10 protein-coding genes are annotated in these 16,104 nt (G+C 61.6%); 8 read left to right on the top strand and 2 right to left on the bottom strand.

All coding sequences use genetic code 11. The features are described 5' to 3' along the window. The first annotated feature begins 14 nt into the window (after positions 1-14). The 7 genes from LNV08_RS17895 (at position 15) to LNV08_RS17865 (ending at position 7,058) form a co-directional block, all read left to right on the top strand. Entirely contained in the window at positions 15-719 is a 705-nt protein-coding gene (locus LNV08_RS17895; protein WP_263535104.1) for a succinate dehydrogenase iron-sulfur subunit, read from the top strand. Between the two features lie 33 nt (positions 720-752). Next, positions 753-1,061 carry a succinate dehydrogenase assembly factor 2 gene (locus tag LNV08_RS17890; protein ID WP_263535103.1) on the top strand — a complete coding sequence of 103 codons (309 nt, stop codon included), beginning with the start codon at positions 753-755 and terminating at the stop codon, positions 1,059-1,061. Between the two features lie 43 nt (positions 1,062-1,104). Next, positions 1,105-2,415, top strand: coding sequence for a citrate synthase (gene gltA / locus LNV08_RS17885; protein ID WP_263535102.1), 1,311 nt, complete (start codon positions 1,105-1,107; stop codon positions 2,413-2,415). Positions 2,416-2,677: 262 nt separating this feature from the next. Beyond that, positions 2,678-3,712 (top strand): LacI family DNA-binding transcriptional regulator, encoded by a 1,035-nt coding sequence (locus LNV08_RS17880; protein ID WP_263535101.1) that lies wholly within the window; start codon positions 2,678-2,680, stop codon positions 3,710-3,712. An 8-nt stretch (positions 3,713-3,720) separates the two neighbouring features. Further along, the gene (locus tag LNV08_RS17875) at positions 3,721-4,668 is read left to right on the top strand and encodes a ribokinase (RefSeq protein ID WP_263535100.1); all 948 of its coding nucleotides are present in this window, start codon (positions 3,721-3,723) and stop codon (positions 4,666-4,668) included. Between the two features lie 56 nt (positions 4,669-4,724). After that, on the top strand, positions 4,725-5,684 hold the full coding sequence (locus LNV08_RS17870) for a nucleoside hydrolase (protein WP_263535099.1): 960 nt from the start codon (positions 4,725-4,727) through the stop codon (positions 5,682-5,684). Positions 5,685-5,744: 60 nt separating this feature from the next. After that, on the top strand, positions 5,745-7,058 hold the full coding sequence (locus tag LNV08_RS17865) for a TRZ/ATZ family hydrolase (RefSeq protein WP_263535098.1): 1,314 nt from the start codon (positions 5,745-5,747) through the stop codon (positions 7,056-7,058). Between the two features lie 75 nt (positions 7,059-7,133). Here the strand turns inward: LNV08_RS17865 and LNV08_RS17860 are convergent, their stop codons facing one another. Then, positions 7,134-9,077, bottom strand: coding sequence for a DUF5666 domain-containing protein (locus tag LNV08_RS17860; protein ID WP_263535097.1), 1,944 nt, complete (start codon positions 9,075-9,077; stop codon positions 7,134-7,136). A 340-nt stretch (positions 9,078-9,417) separates the two neighbouring features. On the opposite strand from LNV08_RS17860, the gene purL reads away from it, so the two are divergent. Beyond that, positions 9,418-13,413 (top strand): phosphoribosylformylglycinamidine synthase, encoded by a 3,996-nt coding sequence (purL, locus tag LNV08_RS17855; protein ID WP_263535096.1) that lies wholly within the window; start codon positions 9,418-9,420, stop codon positions 13,411-13,413. Positions 13,414-13,424: 11 nt separating this feature from the next. Here purL and LNV08_RS17850 read toward each other — a convergent pair whose 3' ends face one another. Beyond that, positions 13,425-16,025, bottom strand: coding sequence for a PAS domain S-box protein (locus LNV08_RS17850; protein ID WP_263535095.1), 2,601 nt, complete (start codon positions 16,023-16,025; stop codon positions 13,425-13,427). Positions 16,026-16,104 lie beyond the last annotated feature (79 nt).

Genomic DNA, 16,104 nt, shown 5'->3' with positions numbered 1-16,104 from the left:
TCAAGGAAAACACAATGACCAAGCGTACCTTTCAGATTTACCGCTACGACCCGGACAAGGATGCCAAGCCCTATATGCAGACCTTGGAGGTCGAGCTGGACGGCACCGAGCGCATGTTGCTCGACGCGCTGGGCAAGTTGAAGGCGCTGGACCCGACTCTGAGCTTCCGCCGCAGCTGCCGCGAAGGCGTGTGCGGTTCAGACGCAATGAATATCAACGGCAAGAATGGTCTGGCCTGCCTGACCAATATGCGCACCTTGCCCGGCGTGATCGTCTTGAAGCCGCTGCCGGGTCTGCCGGTGGTGCGCGACTTGATCGTCGACATGACGCAGTTCTTCAAGCAGTACAACTCGATCAAGCCTTATTTGATCAACGACACGCCGCTGCCCGACAAGGAGCGCCTGCAGTACCCCGAAGAGCGCGATGAGCTCAACGGCCTGTATGAGTGCATCTTGTGTGCAAGTTGCTCGACCTCTTGCCCAAGCTTCTGGTGGAACCCGGACAAGTTCGTCGGCCCGGCTGGTCTGTTGCAAGCCTATCGCTTCATTGCCGATAGCCGCGATGAAGCGACCGCCGAGCGTCTGGATAACCTGGAAGACCCGTACCGCTTGTTCCGTTGCCACACCATCATGAATTGCGTCGATGTTTGCCCCAAGGGCCTGAACCCGACAAAGGCGATCGGCAAGATCAAGGAAATGATGGTTCGCCGCGCGGTCTGATGCGCCTCGTCTGCTAACCCTTGAAGCCCATTGATGAAGCCTGCTGTTGAAATGAAGCCCGAAGCCGCACCCACCGGTGCATTGATCGACGAGCGGGCGCTTTCCAAACTGCGCTGGCGTTGCCGGCGCGGCCTGCTGGAGAATGATCTCTTCATTGAGCGCTTCTTCAACAGCTATTCGGACAGTTTGACCGAAACTCAGGCCGAGGGGCTGCGTGTATTGATGGATCTGGCCGATAACGATTTGCTGGACCTGCTGCTGCGCCGCAAGGAAGCGACGGACGAGTTGGATAGACCCGATGTTCAAGAGGTTCTGAGCATGCTCAGAACCACCACTGCTTAAAAGTTTCTATTTAAGTGTTTTCAGAAGTCAAAAGGACAAGCTCATGACCCCGTCAGACGTCAAAGCCACCCTGTCGTTCTCGGACGGCAGCCCTCCTATGGATCTGCCGATCTACAAAGGCTCGGTCGGCCCGGATGTGATCGATATCCGCAAGCTCTACGCGCAAACGGGCAAGTTCACTTACGACCCCGGCTTCTTGTCGACTGCTTCGTGCAATTCGACCATTACCTATATCGACGGTGACAAGGGCGAACTGCTGTACCGCGGCTACCCGATCGAGCAGTTGGCCACCAACTGCGACTTCCTGGAAACCTGTCATTTGCTGCTTTACGGAGAGCTGCCAAACGCGGCTCAAAAAGCCGACTTTGATCACCGTGTGACGCATCACACCATGGTCAATGAGCAGATGCAGTTCTTCCTGCGTGGCTTCCGCCGTGACGCGCACCCGATGGCGGTGATGACCGGCCTGGTCGGCGCGATGTCGGCCTTCTATCACGACAGCACCGACATCAACAATCCGGAGCACCGCGAAATCGCCGCGATCCGCCTGATTGCCAAGATGCCGACCCTGGTCGCGATGGCTTACAAGTATTCGATCGGCCAGCCCTTCATCTATCCGCGCAATGATCTGGGCTACACAGCCAATTTCATGCACATGATGTTCGCGACACCTTGCGAGAAGTACGAGCCGAACGAAGTGCTGGTGCGGGCCATGGAGCGCATCTTCATCTTGCACGCTGACCATGAGCAAAACGCCTCGACCTCGACCGTGCGCCTGTGCGGCTCAAGCGGCACCAACCCGTTTGCGGCCATCGCCGCCGGCGTGGCTTGCTTGTGGGGCCCGGCTCACGGCGGCGCCAACGAAGCGGCACTGACCATGCTGGAAGAAATCCAGCGCAATGGCGGCGTCGAGAAGATCGGCGAGTTCATCAAGCAGGTCAAGGACAAGAACTCCGGCGTCAAGCTGATGGGCTTCGGTCACCGGGTCTACAAGAACTATGACCCGCGCGCCAAGCTGATGCGTGAAACCTGCCACGAGGTCTTGACGGCCCTGGGTCTGCATGACGATCCACTGTTCAAGCTCGCCATGGCCTTGGAGAAAATCGCTCTGGAAGACGACTATTTCGTGTCGCGCAAGCTGTACCCGAATGTCGACTTCTACTCCGGCATCGTGCAGCGCGCCATTGGCATCCCCGTCAGCTTGTTCACGGCGATCTTCGCCTTGGCTCGCACGGTCGGCTGGATCGCCCAGTTGAATGAAATGATCGGCGATCCAGAGTACAAGATTGGCCGCCCACGCCAGTTGTTCGTCGGTGCCACCGCACGCGACGTGCTGGCGATCAACAAGCGCTGAGCGCAGTAGCGGCACTGCGCTCGGCAAGGGCGCTCGGCTACAGCAGCGAAAGCAAACCTCGCAGCCCTTTTTGGGCGCGAGGTTTTTTTTCGCACCCCAAGCTCGTTGCAGGACTTGGCGATCAAGCGAAAGTTCCGCCAAGCGCGTGCGATCTGCGAATATCTTCGTCGAGCGCTGCAAAGAGCTCCCGGCTTGGGCTATGCTTGCGCAAATTGGCAAACGTTTGCCTCCATAGGCCCTTACCCCATCTGAGTCAGCACACTTGAGCACGATCAAAGACGTAGCCATCCTGGCCGGCGTGTCCTTTACCACCGTCTCCCATGTTTTGAACGACACCCGGCCGGTCAGCGCCGATGCACGCCGGCGCGTGCTGGCGGCGGTCGATGAAATCGGCTATTTGCCCAGCGCGGTGGCGCGCTCCTTGCGCAAGAGCGAAACCAAGATCATTGGCGTCTTGGTGCCGAATGTGCAAAACCCGTTTTTTGCGGAGCTGGTGTGCGGCGTCGAGGAATGTTGCCGCCTCGCCGGCTACTCGGTGTTTCTGTGCAACTCCGACAACGACCCCAAGCGTCAGCAGCAATACATGCGCACCTTGCTGGAAAAGCGCGTCGACGGGCTGTTGCTATCTTCGGCCGGTGACGACGAAGCGCTGGCGCGGATTTTCAAGCTGGCCAGCGTGCCCTCGGTGACGGTGGACCGGCTGGTTGCCGGTGCACGCGCCGACAGGGTCAGTGTGGACAACAGCCAAGGTGCCAGCAACGCCGTCAAGCATTTGATTGACCTTGGGCACCGCCGCATTGCTTGCATCAGCGGCCCCGCCGAATTCGAGGTTGCCCGAGAACGCGTGGAGGGCTGGCGCCATGCGCTACGTGAGGCCGGGATCGAGGTCGACGAAGCTTTGGTCACGGCGAGCGACTTCAGCAGCCCCGGCGGCTATGAGGCCGCGCGGCGCATCTTGCGCGCTCAGGCTGATCGGGCAAGCTCGAACCCCGTCACCGCCATTTTTGCAAGCAACGACATGATGGCAATCGGCGCACTCAGAGCCGCGACCGAGTTGGGCCTGAAGCTGCCGCAGCAGCTGTCCATCGTCGGTTTTGATGATATTGAATTGAGCCGTTATGTGTTTCCGGCCTTGACCACCGTCGGCTGCGGCGTCAGGCGCCTGGGTGCAGAGGCCGGGCGGGTGCTCATTGCGCGCATCGAGAATCCAGCGGCCGCCATAAAAGACGTGCTGCTGACGCCGCGATTGGTGCTGCGCGAGAGCACCGCGCCACCGCAGCTGGGCATGCAGGGATGACTGAACTTATGACAAAGAACAAAGCAGGCCGCGTACTCGTGGTTGGTAGCATCAATATGGATATGGTGGCCCATGCGCCGCGCTTGCCGGCACCCGGTGAAACCTTGACCGGCGATGCTTTTGTGATGGCGCCGGGCGGCAAGGGCGGCAACCAAGCGGTGGCGGCGGCGCGCCTGAACGCTGAAGTGGATTTTGTGGCCCGCGTCGGCATGCGCCAATATGGGGGCGAGCTGCTGCAAGCCTTGGCGGCCGAGGGGGTCGCTTGCGACGCAGTGGTGCGCGACGCTGAGGCCTTGCCCGGCATTGCCGTCATCATGGTCGGCAGCAGCGACGGCGAGAATTCCATCGTCTATGTGCCCGGCAGCAATGCGGACCTGAGCGCTGCCGATGTGCAGGCCGCAGCGGCGACTGTGCGGGCAGCGGCGGTGGTGGTGGCGCAACTCGAGGTGCCGCTGGAGGCGATCCAAGCCGCTTTCGAGCTTGCTCGCAAGAGTGGCGCTGTCACGGTGTTGAACGCCGCTCCAGCGCTTGCCTTGCCGGCAGGATTGTTGAGCCTGACCGATTGGTTGGTGTTGAATGAAACCGAAGCCCATCAGCTCGCTGGGCGGCCTCATGTTGAAACGGCCGACTTGGCCGAGCCGGTCGTTGTGCTGGCGCAAGCCCGACTGGCAGCGGCACAGTTGTTGCAAAGCGGCGTCAAGCAGGTGCTGATCACGCTGGGCTCCGACGGTGCCTTGCTGTGCACGAATGAAGCGATGCAGCATTTTCCGGTGTTGCCCGTTCGAGCCATCGACACAGTGGGGGCAGGCGACACTTTTGTCGGCGGCCTGGTCACCGGCTTGGCCGAGGGCATGACGGCTGCCGACGCGGTACGCCTGGGCCAGGCGGCCGCTTCGATTGCGGTCAGCCGCAGTGGAGTGCAGGCGGCGATGCCACGTCGTGGCGAGTTGGCCTGAATCTAATTTGCGAGATTCAATTTTTGCGAGATATTGCAATGAAAAAAATACACCCCATGCCGGTGATTTTCGATACCGACCCTGGTATCGACGATGCGATGGCGCTTTACCTGCTGGCGCGCCATCCGGCGCTGGATTTGCGAGCCATCACGACGGTTTTTGGCAACGCCTCTGTCGAGGTGACGAGCCGGAACGGGCAACTGCTGGCGGCGTTTTTCGAGCAAGCGGTGCCGGTCGCCAAAGGTGCCGCCGGGCCCTTGCATGTGGATGCAGAGCGTGAGTTCTCCGTCCATGTGCATGGCGACGATGGTCTGGGCGGCGTGGCCGGCATGATCAATGTCGAAGTTAGCCCCCTGGATGCACGGCCCGCTTTCCAGCTGATTTGCGATATGGTCAATGCCGAACCCGGTGCGATCACCTTGATTGCCGTCGGCCCCTTGACCAATCTGGCACTAGCTTTGCGCCATGACCCCAGCATTGCGAGCAAGGTACACCGCGTCATCGTGATGGGCGGCGCCTTCGGCACTCAAGCGCGCTGCGGCAATGTGACGCCGGTTGCCGAAGCCAATATCATCAACGACCCCGAGGCGGCGGATCTGGTCTTCAGCGCCGATTGGCCGGTTGTGATTGTGGGCTTGGACGTTACGCACGAAACGGTGATGAGTGAGGCCTATCTATCCAGTCTCCAAGGGCGTGGAGGGAAGGTGGGCGACTTCCTCTGGCAAGCCACGCGCCACTATCAGGATTTCTATCAATCGGTGGACGGCATCAATGGCGTCTATGCACATGACGCCAGCGCCATCGTTTATGCCATCGAGCCGGAGGCCTTCACGCTGCGTGCTGGGCCGGTGCGTGTGGTGACCGAGGGCATTGCGCGCGGCCAAACCATCCAAGACTTCCGCAAGCCCAGCGGCGCGCAAACGCCTTGGAGCGGCTGCCCCGCGCAGCAGGTTTGCATTGCGGTGCAGGCTGAGCGTGTGCTGGCTATTTTCGATCAGGCTTTCGACGCAGCCTAAGTCGCTTAAGCCTCAAAAGGCTACAGTCATGGCCATCGCACCAAAACTCATGGAGTAAAGATGAAAACCACCATTCTGAAAGCTCGCTGGCTGCTGAGCATGGCTCCCGGCAGCGGCGTGTTGAAAGATCACGCCCTGGTGATCAGCGGCGAGCGCATCGCTGCTGTTCTGCCCTGGGCTGAGGCCGAGGCCCAGTACCCGGACGCCGAGCGCGTCGAGCTGGGCGAACATGTCTTGATCCCCGGCCTGATCAACGGCCACACCCATTCGGCGATGTCCTTGCTGCGTGGCGTCGCCGACGATGTGCCTTTGATGGATTGGCTGCAAAACCATATCTGGCCGCTGGAGAAGAAGTGGGTCAGCGATGACTGGACCTACCAGGGTTCGATGCTGTCGGCCTGCGAAGCACTGCGCGGCGGCGTCACCTATCTGAACGATATGTACTTCTTCCCCGCCGCGATGGCGCGGGCGGCGCTGGACAGCGGCATCCGCGCCGGTGTGTCCATCAATGTGATCGACTTCCCGACCGGCTATGCGGCCAATGCGGCCGAATACATCGCCAACGGCCTGGCTGCCTATGAGCAGTTCAAAGGCGAGGCCTCGCTGGACTGGACCTCGGCCCCGCATGCGCCTTACACGGTGTCGGACGAGACCTTTGTCGCCTTGCGGGAGCTGTCTGAAAAATATGAGATGCAGATGCATTGCCATATTCACGAGACCCAGTTCGAGGTCGACTCCAGCGTGCAGCAGCACGGCATGCGCCCGCTTGAGCGCCTGAACAAGCTGGGCGTCTTGAACGAGAAGATGATGGCCGTGCACATGGTGCATCTGAACGAGGCCGAGATTGCGATGCTGGCCGCGCAAAAAGTGCATCTCGTGCACAACCCCAACTCGAATATGAAGCTGGCCTCAGGTGTTTGCCCCGTCACAGCCCTGGAAGCCGCCGGCGTCAACGTAATTCTGGGTACCGACGGCGCGGCTTCGAACAACCGCCAGGACATGTTTGGCGAAATCCGCGCTGCGGCTTTGCTGGCCAAGGGCTCGACCTGCAATTCGACCACGGTGTCGGCCCGCACGGCGCTGGAGATGGCCACCATCCGCGCCGCCAAGGCGATGGGCCGCGCTAGCGATCTGGGCTCGCTCGAAGTGGGCAAATTGGCCGACGTCGTGGCAGTTGCGCTTGACGCGTTGGAATGCCGGCCGGTTTACAACCCCGAGGCGCAACTGGTTTACGTGGCCGGGCGCGAGCATGTGTCCGACGTCTGGGTCGGTGGCCGCCAAGTGCTCAAGGGTCGGGTCTTGACCACGGTCGATCAGGTCGGCGTGCTGGACCGCATCGAGCACATCGTCGGTCAGATGAAGGCCGGCCTGTAAAACTGTCCGCATTGAAATAGAAAAGGGCCTTGCCGCGAGGCATGGCCCTTTCGTTTAGTCAGTGCCTAGAGCCGTTCAGCCCGGCATGAAATGCACGCGCTTGGCGATCAAAGTGCCGTCCTTGCCGACGCTGCCCTTGATCTCGACTTTCAAGCCGCTGGCCAACTTGGCGGCATCGCCGTCAATGAACTCCACGCCGCTGCCGCTGGCATTGACCTTCTGGCTGCCGATCTTGAAGTCGGCGCTGCTGACGAAGTCCGCGATTAAACCGCTCAGGTAAACATACTCGACTCCCTCGCCGTCCTTCTCGGGCTTTTGCACCTCGATCTTGGTCGCGGTCAGCGTGGCCTTGCCGTCCACATTGCTCAGTGTCGCTTGCACGCTGATCTTGGCGCCGTTCTTAAGGTCGGCCACGGTGGTGCCGGTCGGCTCGAACTTGATGTTTTGACCCAACACGACGCTATTGCTGCCGACCTTGAAGCCGGTGTCCGTCACATCAAAGGCGATGCCCGAGAAGCCCACGGTCTTGAGCACACCGGTGGTGGCGATGACCTTGACACTGCTCGCAGTGAACAGGCCGCTGGCCTCCGAGTAGCTGCCCTCAAGCACCAAGACCACGCCATTGGCCAAGTTGGCGAGCGAAATATTGCTGGGGTTCAGCTTGGTCGTGTCGCTCCACTGGACTGTGGTGCCGAGCAGGCTGAAACGTTTCGTTGCCAAATCAACGCCGCTGATGGCGCCTTCCAGCCTGGCCGGCTTGTCGGCAGGTGGTGGCAGGATCTCGACCGTCTTGGCCAACACGCCGCTGGCCGTCAACTGGCCACTGATGCTGACCCAGGCGCCGGTGGCCAAGTCGGCCGCCTTGCCCTTGCTAAAGGTCGCCTGTGAGGCATCCACATCGGTGCCGCGCAGCTTGAAGTTGGCGAACGACACAAAGTCCGTTACCTGGCCGATCAGCATGGCCTTCAAGGCGGTTTCGGGCTTGAAGACCTTCAGGCTCGCAGCCTTCAAAACGCCGGCCGTCAAACTGCCCTTGGCATAGGCCTGGGCACCGTTGACGAGGTCGGCGAGCACGGTGCCTTCCTTCAACTCCGCACTGCTGGCGTCCACCAGCACATCGCCGATGCGCAGCGAAGCCAAGCTCTTGAAATCATTGATCTGCCCGCCAATGCTGAGTTCCTTGGCATCGGGCGTTTGACGCGACTTGACCTCGACCGCACTGGCCGTCAGCACCGTCTGGCCGCCGCTTGTTACCGGGGCGGCGGTGGCGACCACGCTGACCAGCTTGCCGTTTTCGATCACCGCACCTTCAGGCAACACCTTGGCCTTGGCGTAGTCAACGGTCACACTGCTATTGCCGCCGAGCGCAAAGCGCTTGGCGCTCGCGTCCAAGGTCTGTACAGGGCCACTCAAGCGATAGAGCTCACCACCTTCCTTGAGCTTGCGCTCGATGCGGGTGGCCGTGATGCCGCCGTCGGCCGCGACCGAGCCGGCCACCTTGAGCAAGTCGCCGACCTGCAATTGACTCAGGCTGTTGAACCCGTCCAACACGGTCGGCAATTGCCCACCGCTGGTGATCTTGATGGTTTGGCCGAAGACCGTGATGCTGCCGCCAGCAAGGTCGATCGCCGACACGGTGCCGACCAAAGCGAAGTTGACCAGCAGGTTTTGCAGCACGCCGTCCTTGTTGATCTCGCCCTGCACCCGCATGCCAGTGCGCAGGTCTCCCAGGGTGGCCAATTTCTTCAGTTCCGGGTTGTCGCCGATTTCGACCTTGGTGCCCGCATCCGAGTAGCGAACGCCGTCGATCACCACGCTGCCGAAGCCGGTGATCGTGCCTTCGATCAGCGTCAGCGTGGACGCGTTGGCAGCCGTTGGGGGCGGCGCGGCCGGAGTCACCTCGGGCGTGGGGCTAGCGGCGCCACCGCCGCCACCACAGGCAATCAGCGCTGCGGCGCTGATGATGCAAATTCCTAAGCCTAGACTTTTTTGCCAGCCAGTGATCGAGTGCTTGTTCATGGTTTGGACCTTTTACTGCGTTTACTGCGGGTAGGTCGGGGGGGACCTTGTGTGGGGTATGGCCTCAGCCATGGGGGCGACTTTAGGGAGATCCCATGCGGCTGTGTCGGCCAACTGTTTCAAGATGTTGCGGTGGGCTTGACCAAGCCGTGCGCTTTGTCACGAACGGGCGAGCGAATGCGTGAACGGTTGTTTTGCGTCTATCGCCGGTCAGACGCAGCAGATCGGTAAAATGCGCACTTTCTTGGCCGGACCTTGTCGGTTCGCGCCAGCAATTCGCAAATCTAGCGCTGCAAACTCGGCCAATGCCGCTTGCAGCGCGCCGACGCTACGGGACTCCATGGCCACCTCCAAGCAACTGCTCTCTTTTGAAGGCGGCAACGCACTCTCCGCATTCCGTGCCCAGGCCTTGTTGCCGCAGCTGCAATCGGTCAACGAGCGCATCAACGCCGTGCATGCCCGCCATGTGCATTGGGTTTGGTGCGATAGCGCGCTGAACGCGGACGATCAAGTCAAGCTGGCCGCGCTGTTGAACTATGGCGATGCTTATGTGGGGGGCAATGAGGGGCAGTTGGTGCTGGTGGCACCTCGCTTGGGTACCGTCAGTCCTTGGGCGTCCAAGGCCACCGATATCGCCCACAACTGCGGGCTGAAGCTGCACCGGGTCGAGCGCGTGACCGAGTTCCGCATTACGCTGAAGTCAGGTCTGCTGGGCGGCGTGAAGGTGCTGACCGCGGCGGAGCTGCAGGCCTGTGCCGACCTGCTGCATGACCGCATGACCGAAAGCGTGCTTTTGGCCAGCGAAGACGCTGCCCATCTGTTTGACGAGCGAGAAGCACAGCCGCTCGAACATGTGGACGTGCTGGGGCAGGGCAGGGCGGCGCTGGAGTCGGCCAACACGACCTTTGGTCTGGCACTGTCGGTGGACGAGATCGACTATCTCGAAGCGGCCTTCAAGACTTTGGGGCGCAACCCCAGCGATGTCGAGCTGATGATGTTTGCGCAGGCAAATTCCGAGCATTGCCGCCACAAGATCTTCAACGCCAAGTTCACCGTTGACGGCGTCGACCAGCCGCTGAGTTTGTTCGGCATGATCCGCAATACCGAGAAGCTGAGCCCGCAGCACACCATCGTCGCTTACTCGGACAACTCTTCCATCATGGAAGGCCACCAGATCGAGCGCTGGATGCCGGCCGGTGATGCGCGCGCGCCGAAGTACCAGGCACGCGAGGAAACCGCCCATGTCTTGATGAAGGTCGAGACGCACAACCATCCGACCGCCATTTCTCCGTTTCCGGGTGCCTCGACCGGCGCCGGTGGTGAGATCCGTGACGAAGGTGCGACCGGGCGCGGCGCCAAGCCCAAGGCGGGCCTGACCGGTTTCTCGGTCTCGAATCTGCGCCTGCCGGGCTTTAGCGAGCCCTGGGAGCAGGCCAATATCGGCAAGCCCTCGCATATCGCCAGCGCCTTGCAAATCATGATCGAAGGGCCGCTCGGTGGCGCCGCCTTCAATAACGAGTTCGGCCGCCCGGCTCTGGCTGGTTACTTCCGCGTCTATGAGCAGGAAGTCGACGGCGTGCAGCGCGGCTATCACAAGCCCATCATGATTGCCGGCGGCCTGGGCGCGATTCGCAGCGACCAGACCCACAAGATCGAATTCCCGGCCGGCTCGCTGTTGATCCAGCTTGGCGGCCCCGGCATGCGCATCGGCATGGGCGGCAGCGCGGCCAGCTCGATGGCGGCCGGCACCAACACGGCCGACCTGGACTTCGATTCGGTCCAGCGCGGTAACCCCGAAATCGAGCGGCGTGTGCAAGAGGTCATCAACCATTGCTGGGGTCTGGCCGAGAAGAACCCGATTCTGGCGATTCACGATGTCGGCGCCGGCGGCATCTCGAACGCTTTCCCGGAATTGGTCAATGACGCCCATCGTGGCGCGCGCTTCGACTTGAGCAAGGTGCCGCTGGAAGAGTCCGGCCTGGCGCCCAAGGAAATCTGGTGCAACGAGAGCCAGGAACGCTATGTGCTGGCGATCGCACCCGAGAGCCTGGAGCTGTTCCGCAGCATGTGCGAGCGCGAGCGCTGCCCGTTTGGCGTGGTCGGCGTGACGACCGAGGCACGCGAGCTGATCCTGGAAGACGGTGAGGGCGGCGAGCGCGCCATCGATATGCCGATGGAAGTGCTTTTGGGCAAGCCGCCCAAAGTGCACCGCGATGTCACACGCGTCGAGCGCAATGGCGGCGTGTTGGCGCTGACCGGCGTCGATCTGGCGACGGTTGCTCTCGACGTGCTGCGCCATCCAACGGTGGCATCGAAACGCTTTTTGATCACCATCGGTGACCGCACGGTCGGTGGCCTGAATTCCCGCGACCAGATGGTCGGTCCTTGGCAGGTGCCGGTGGCCGATTGCGCGGTCACGCTGGCCGATTTCAAGGGCTTTGCCGGCGAAGCGTTTGCGATGGGCGAGCGCACGCCTTTGGCGGCGGTCAATGCCGCTGCATCGGGCCGCATGGCGGTGGCCGAAAGCATCACGAATTTGCTCGCCGCGCCGATCGAGTTGCCGCGCGTCAAGCTGTCGGCAAACTGGATGGCGGCCTGTGGTGAACCGGGCGAAGACGCGGCGCTGTTCGATACCGTCAAGGCGGTCGGCATGGACTTGTGCCCCGAGCTGGGCATCTCGATCCCGGTCGGCAAGGATTCGCTGTCGATGCGCACGCGTTGGTCCGATGCTAACGGCGATGTCCAACAGGTCACCGCGCCGGTTTCCTTGATCATCTCCTCCTTCGCGACGATTGCCGATGTGCGCGGCACGCTGACACCGCAATTGCGCACCGATGCCGGCGACACCAGCCTGATCCTGGTTGACCTGGGTGCCGGCCAGCACCGCATGGGCGGATCGATCCTGGCGCAGGCGCTGAATCAATTCGGTGGCGCTGTGCCCGATCTGGACGACGCCTCGCAACTGAAGAGTTTGGTCGCGGCCGTCAATGAGCTGCGCGCCGCCGGCAAGTTGCTGGCCTATCACGACCGTGGCGACGGCGGCCTGTGGGCGACCGCCTGCGAGATGGCTTTTGCCGGCCATATCGGCGTCAGCTTGAATGTGGACATGTTGATCACCGAGGGTGATGGCGTCAGCGACAGCCGCGCCGATACCGGCGACGCCAAGAACTGGGCGGGGCAGGTCGGTGCTCGCCGCGAGGAGCTGACGCTCAAGGCCCTTTTCAACGAGGAGTTAGGCGTCGTCTTGCAGGTGCGCACAGCGGACCGTGACTCAGCGTTGCAGGTCTTGCGCGCCCATGGCCTGTCCAAGCTCAGCCATGTGGTCGGCAAGCCCAATGGCAATTCCTGCATGGAAGTCTGGCGCGATGCCAAGAAGGTGTTCAGCGCGCCAGTCGAAACCTTGCACAAGGAATGGGATCAAGTCTCCTGGCGGATCGCCCAGCTGCGCGACAACCCGGCTTGCGCCGACAGCGAACATGCTCAGACCGGTGTGGCCGGCGACCCCGGCCGCCATGTGCATCTGAGCTTTGATCCGCAGGACGATGTGGCCGCGCCTTTCATCAATCTGGGTGCCAAGCCGAAAATGGCCATCCTGCGCGAGCAGGGCGTCAATTCGCATGTCGAGATGAGCTATGCGATGGCCAAGGCCGGCTTCGACACCTATGACGTTCATATGAGCGATCTGCAGTCCGGCGCCGTGACCTTGGAACAGTTCAAGGGCTTTGTCGCCTGCGGCGGCTTCAGCTACGGTGACACCTTGGGTGCCGGCGAAGGATGGGCCCGCTCGGTGATGTTCAACCCGGTTTTGGCCGAGCAGTTCAAGGCCTTCTTTGCCCGCCAGGACAGCTTTGCCCTCGGGGTTTGCAATGGCTGCCAGATGATGGCGGCTTTGTCGCCCATCATCCCCGGCGCGCAAGACTGGCCCAAGTTCACGCGCAACAAGAGCGAGCAGTTCGAAGCTAGGTTGGCGATGGTTGAAGTGCTGGACAGCCCGAGCTTGTTCTTCAAGGGCATGGAAGGCTCGCGCCTGCCGATCGCCGTGGCCCATGGCGAAGGTTTTGCCGACTTCTCGCAGCGAGGTGATGCTAGCAAGGTGGCACGCGCCATGCGCTATGTGGACCACCACGGCCAGCCCACCGAGACCTATCCGCTCAACCCCAATGGCAGCCCGGACGGTTTGACATCTGTGACCACCGCCGACGGCCGTTTCACTGTCTTGATGCCGCACCCCGAGCGCGTGTTCCGCAATGTGCAGATGAGCTGTACTTCTGGCGACGTCAATGAACTGAGCCCCTGGATGCGCATGTTCCGCAATGCGCGCCGCTGGGTTGCCTAAAGGCTGAAGGGTCAGGGCGCCACAAAAGGCGCCACAAAAGGTAGCCGCATCACAAAGCGGCTGCCCATTCCTGGCTCGCTATGCAACTCGATCTGGCCACCCAGAATGCCGGTGACGATGTTGTAGACGATGTTCAGGCCCAGGCCGGTGCCGCCCGAGCCCATCTTGGTGGTGAAGAAGGGATCAAAGGCGCGGCGCTGCACCTCTGCCCGCATGCCGCAACCGTTGTCCTCGACCGTCAGGGTGAAGCTCCGCTCGTCCACCGCGACCGCTCGAATGTGGATGCACGCCCCGCTCGGTCTCGCCTCAAAAGCGTGCAGATTGGCGTTGAGAATCAGATTGGTCAAGACCTGACCTAGCGGGCCTGGAAAGCTGTCCAGTTCTTGCGTTCGATCCAGGTCGACCTTGACCTCGACACCAGCCTTACGCAGCTGGGTCCGCAAGAGGCTGAGTACATCTTCGACGACCGATTGCAAGCTGAAGCGGCGCCGCTGTGCCGAAGTCTGATCGACCGATATCTGCTTGAAATGCGCGACCAACTCATTGGCGGTGGCCATGCTGCGCAGCATGATGCTGCTGGCTGTTTGGGCATCGTTCAAATAGGCTTCCAGCACCGAGCGGCGCATCTGCCCATGCTCGAAGCTGCGCCGGATTTGTGCGGTCAACTCCTCCAATGTGGAGGCCGTGGTCAGGCAGTTGCCTAGCGGCGTATTCAGCTCATGCGCAATGCCGGCCACCAAGGAACCTAAAGCCGCCATCTTCTCCGATCGCAGCAACTCCTCCTTGGCTTGGCTGAGCACCGCCTGGGCCTGTTTGAGCTCGGCTGTTCGGCTTTCCACCCTGGACTCCAATTCCGCATTCAGATCCGCCAGCTGCCGCTGGGCCTGTCTTTGCGCGGTGATGTCACGGGCAATGCCCAAGAAACCGCTGGGCTCACCGGTTTGGGAGAGCACCAGGCTGACGGTCAAGGACACTTCCAAATGGCTGCCATCCTGGCGCACATAGGTCCATACACGCGTCTCGCTGCCGCTGCTGCGCGCCACTTCGACAAAGACATCGAAGCCCTGGATGGGGCGCCCCAAGCTTGCGCTCAACTCGGCTCCGCGCGCGATGACCTCGCTGGCAAGATGCAAGCGGGCAGGGGACAGCCCCACCATCTCCGCCTGCGTGTAGCCGAGCATGTGTTCGGCACCGCGGTTGAATAAGCTGACTCTCCCCTCCAAATCGGTGGCGATGATGGAAAACTCCTGCGCGGCGTTCAGCACGGCTTGCAGACGATCCAGCGCCAAGGTCAAGGCCGCCTTTGATTCGCGCAATTCGCGTTCCGCGAGCTTGCTTTCGGTGATGTTGCGACCCGTCCCGCGGTAGCCTTTGAAGCGCCCTTGTGCATCAAAAAAAGCACGGCCAGAAATACTGACGTAGCGCAGGGTGCCGTCCTCCGCATATTGGGCATATTCGAAATTTCGAAATGGCTGATGGCGCTCAACCGATGCGATATGCCCGGACCAATCGGTGCCCGGTGCCAAGGCAGGCGACTCCCAGCGTTTGAGCCCGAGCAACTGGGGGCTGCCAACCTGGGTGGCTTCTTCGGTGGAGCGTGAAGTGAAGGTGAACAAAAAGTTCTCGTCCTGCTCCCAAACCCAATCAGCGGACAGCTCGGTCAGGCTCTTAAAGCGAGACTGCGCGGCCTCCAAATCGGTCTGGGTACGCAGGCTTTGTTCGATCTGCTGCGCCAGCATGCGGTTTTGCTGCAGCAACATACGGCGCCGGTACACCGCCAACGAAGCCACGCCACTCAATGCAGCACTGCCGAGCAGGCTGGCGAAAAACTCCAGACCATAGGCCTTGGCGCGCCAATCCGGTGTGGCGCCAGGAGCCGCTGAGATCGACCAAGTGGCGCCGGGCAATTGGACCGATTGATGTACGGCTGTTGGCAGTGTCGCCAATGCCGGATCGCCCCAGATCGGGGCACGAATCGTGAGGCGATCCGCCTGCAGCTGAAAGACCGCCAGGCGCAGGCTCGCGTGGTCGTTCAATCCCGCCGCGCGCATGAACAGGTCCAAATCCGCCACCACCGAGATTACCCCCCAGTAGCGACCGGCACTTTGGTCTGAACCTGTGCCAGCGTCTGCCGATGAGCCGGTCGCAGGCAGAAACACCGGCGTGCGCTGGATGATGCCTTGGCCGCCTTGAACCAGTTTGACGGGCCCGACCAGCAAGGGCTGGCCCAGAGCCCGGGCCTGTTGTATCTGGGCGTATTGCAGCGGAACCTCGCGATAGCGCAGATTCAATACCGCCTCGTTACCTTGCAGCGGGTAGACATAACGGGCGACATCATCAGGTGCAGCGACGATGCTGCGCACCTCAGGCAGCAGCTTGACGACACGGCGGTTGAGCGCCTCGAACCGGGCGTTTGAGATGCCGCCGTCCAACTGAATCATGGCCTCAAGGCCGACAGTGGGGCTGAAGGTCGCTTGGGCCACAGCCTCCAAGCGGGTGCGGATGGCACTTAATTCGCTGTTGAGCTGTGCCTGCTCGTTGGCCAATTGTTGGGTCTGACGCGCCCACAGCAGCACAAATGACAAGCCAAGCCCACCAAGAGCTGCCAACAAGGCTGGCCAATAGGCCAAGCCGCGACGAATCAGCGCGATTCTGGAGCTTTCTGGCCTGTCAGCTGGCGGTGGAAGTTGG

This window comes from Paucibacter sp. TC2R-5, assembly GCF_025717605.1.
In the GTDB taxonomy this organism is placed as follows: domain Bacteria; phylum Pseudomonadota; class Gammaproteobacteria; order Burkholderiales; family Burkholderiaceae_C; genus Paucibacter_A; species Paucibacter_A albus.
This window is presented reverse-complemented; position numbering and strand designations above follow the sequence as displayed.

Bases quoted from the DNA above. Each gene is read 5' to 3' on its own strand.
- LNV08_RS17895 (WP_263535104.1), top strand. From the start codon at position 15: ATGACCAAGCGTACCTTTCAGATTTACCGCTACGACCCGGACAAGGAT.
- LNV08_RS17890 (WP_263535103.1), top strand. From the start codon at position 753: ATGAAGCCTGCTGTTGAAATGAAGCCCGAAGCCGCACCCACCGGTGCA.
- gltA (WP_263535102.1), top strand. From the start codon at position 1,105: ATGACCCCGTCAGACGTCAAAGCCACCCTGTCGTTCTCGGACGGCAGC.
- LNV08_RS17875 (WP_263535100.1), top strand. From the start codon at position 3,721: ATGACAAAGAACAAAGCAGGCCGCGTACTCGTGGTTGGTAGCATCAAT.
- LNV08_RS17870 (WP_263535099.1), top strand. From the start codon at position 4,725: ATGCCGGTGATTTTCGATACCGACCCTGGTATCGACGATGCGATGGCG.
- LNV08_RS17865 (WP_263535098.1), top strand. From the start codon at position 5,745: ATGAAAACCACCATTCTGAAAGCTCGCTGGCTGCTGAGCATGGCTCCC.
- LNV08_RS17860 (WP_263535097.1), bottom strand. From the start codon at position 9,077: ATGAACAAGCACTCGATCACTGGCTGGCAAAAAAGTCTAGGCTTAGGA.
- purL (WP_263535096.1), top strand. From the start codon at position 9,418: ATGGCCACCTCCAAGCAACTGCTCTCTTTTGAAGGCGGCAACGCACTC.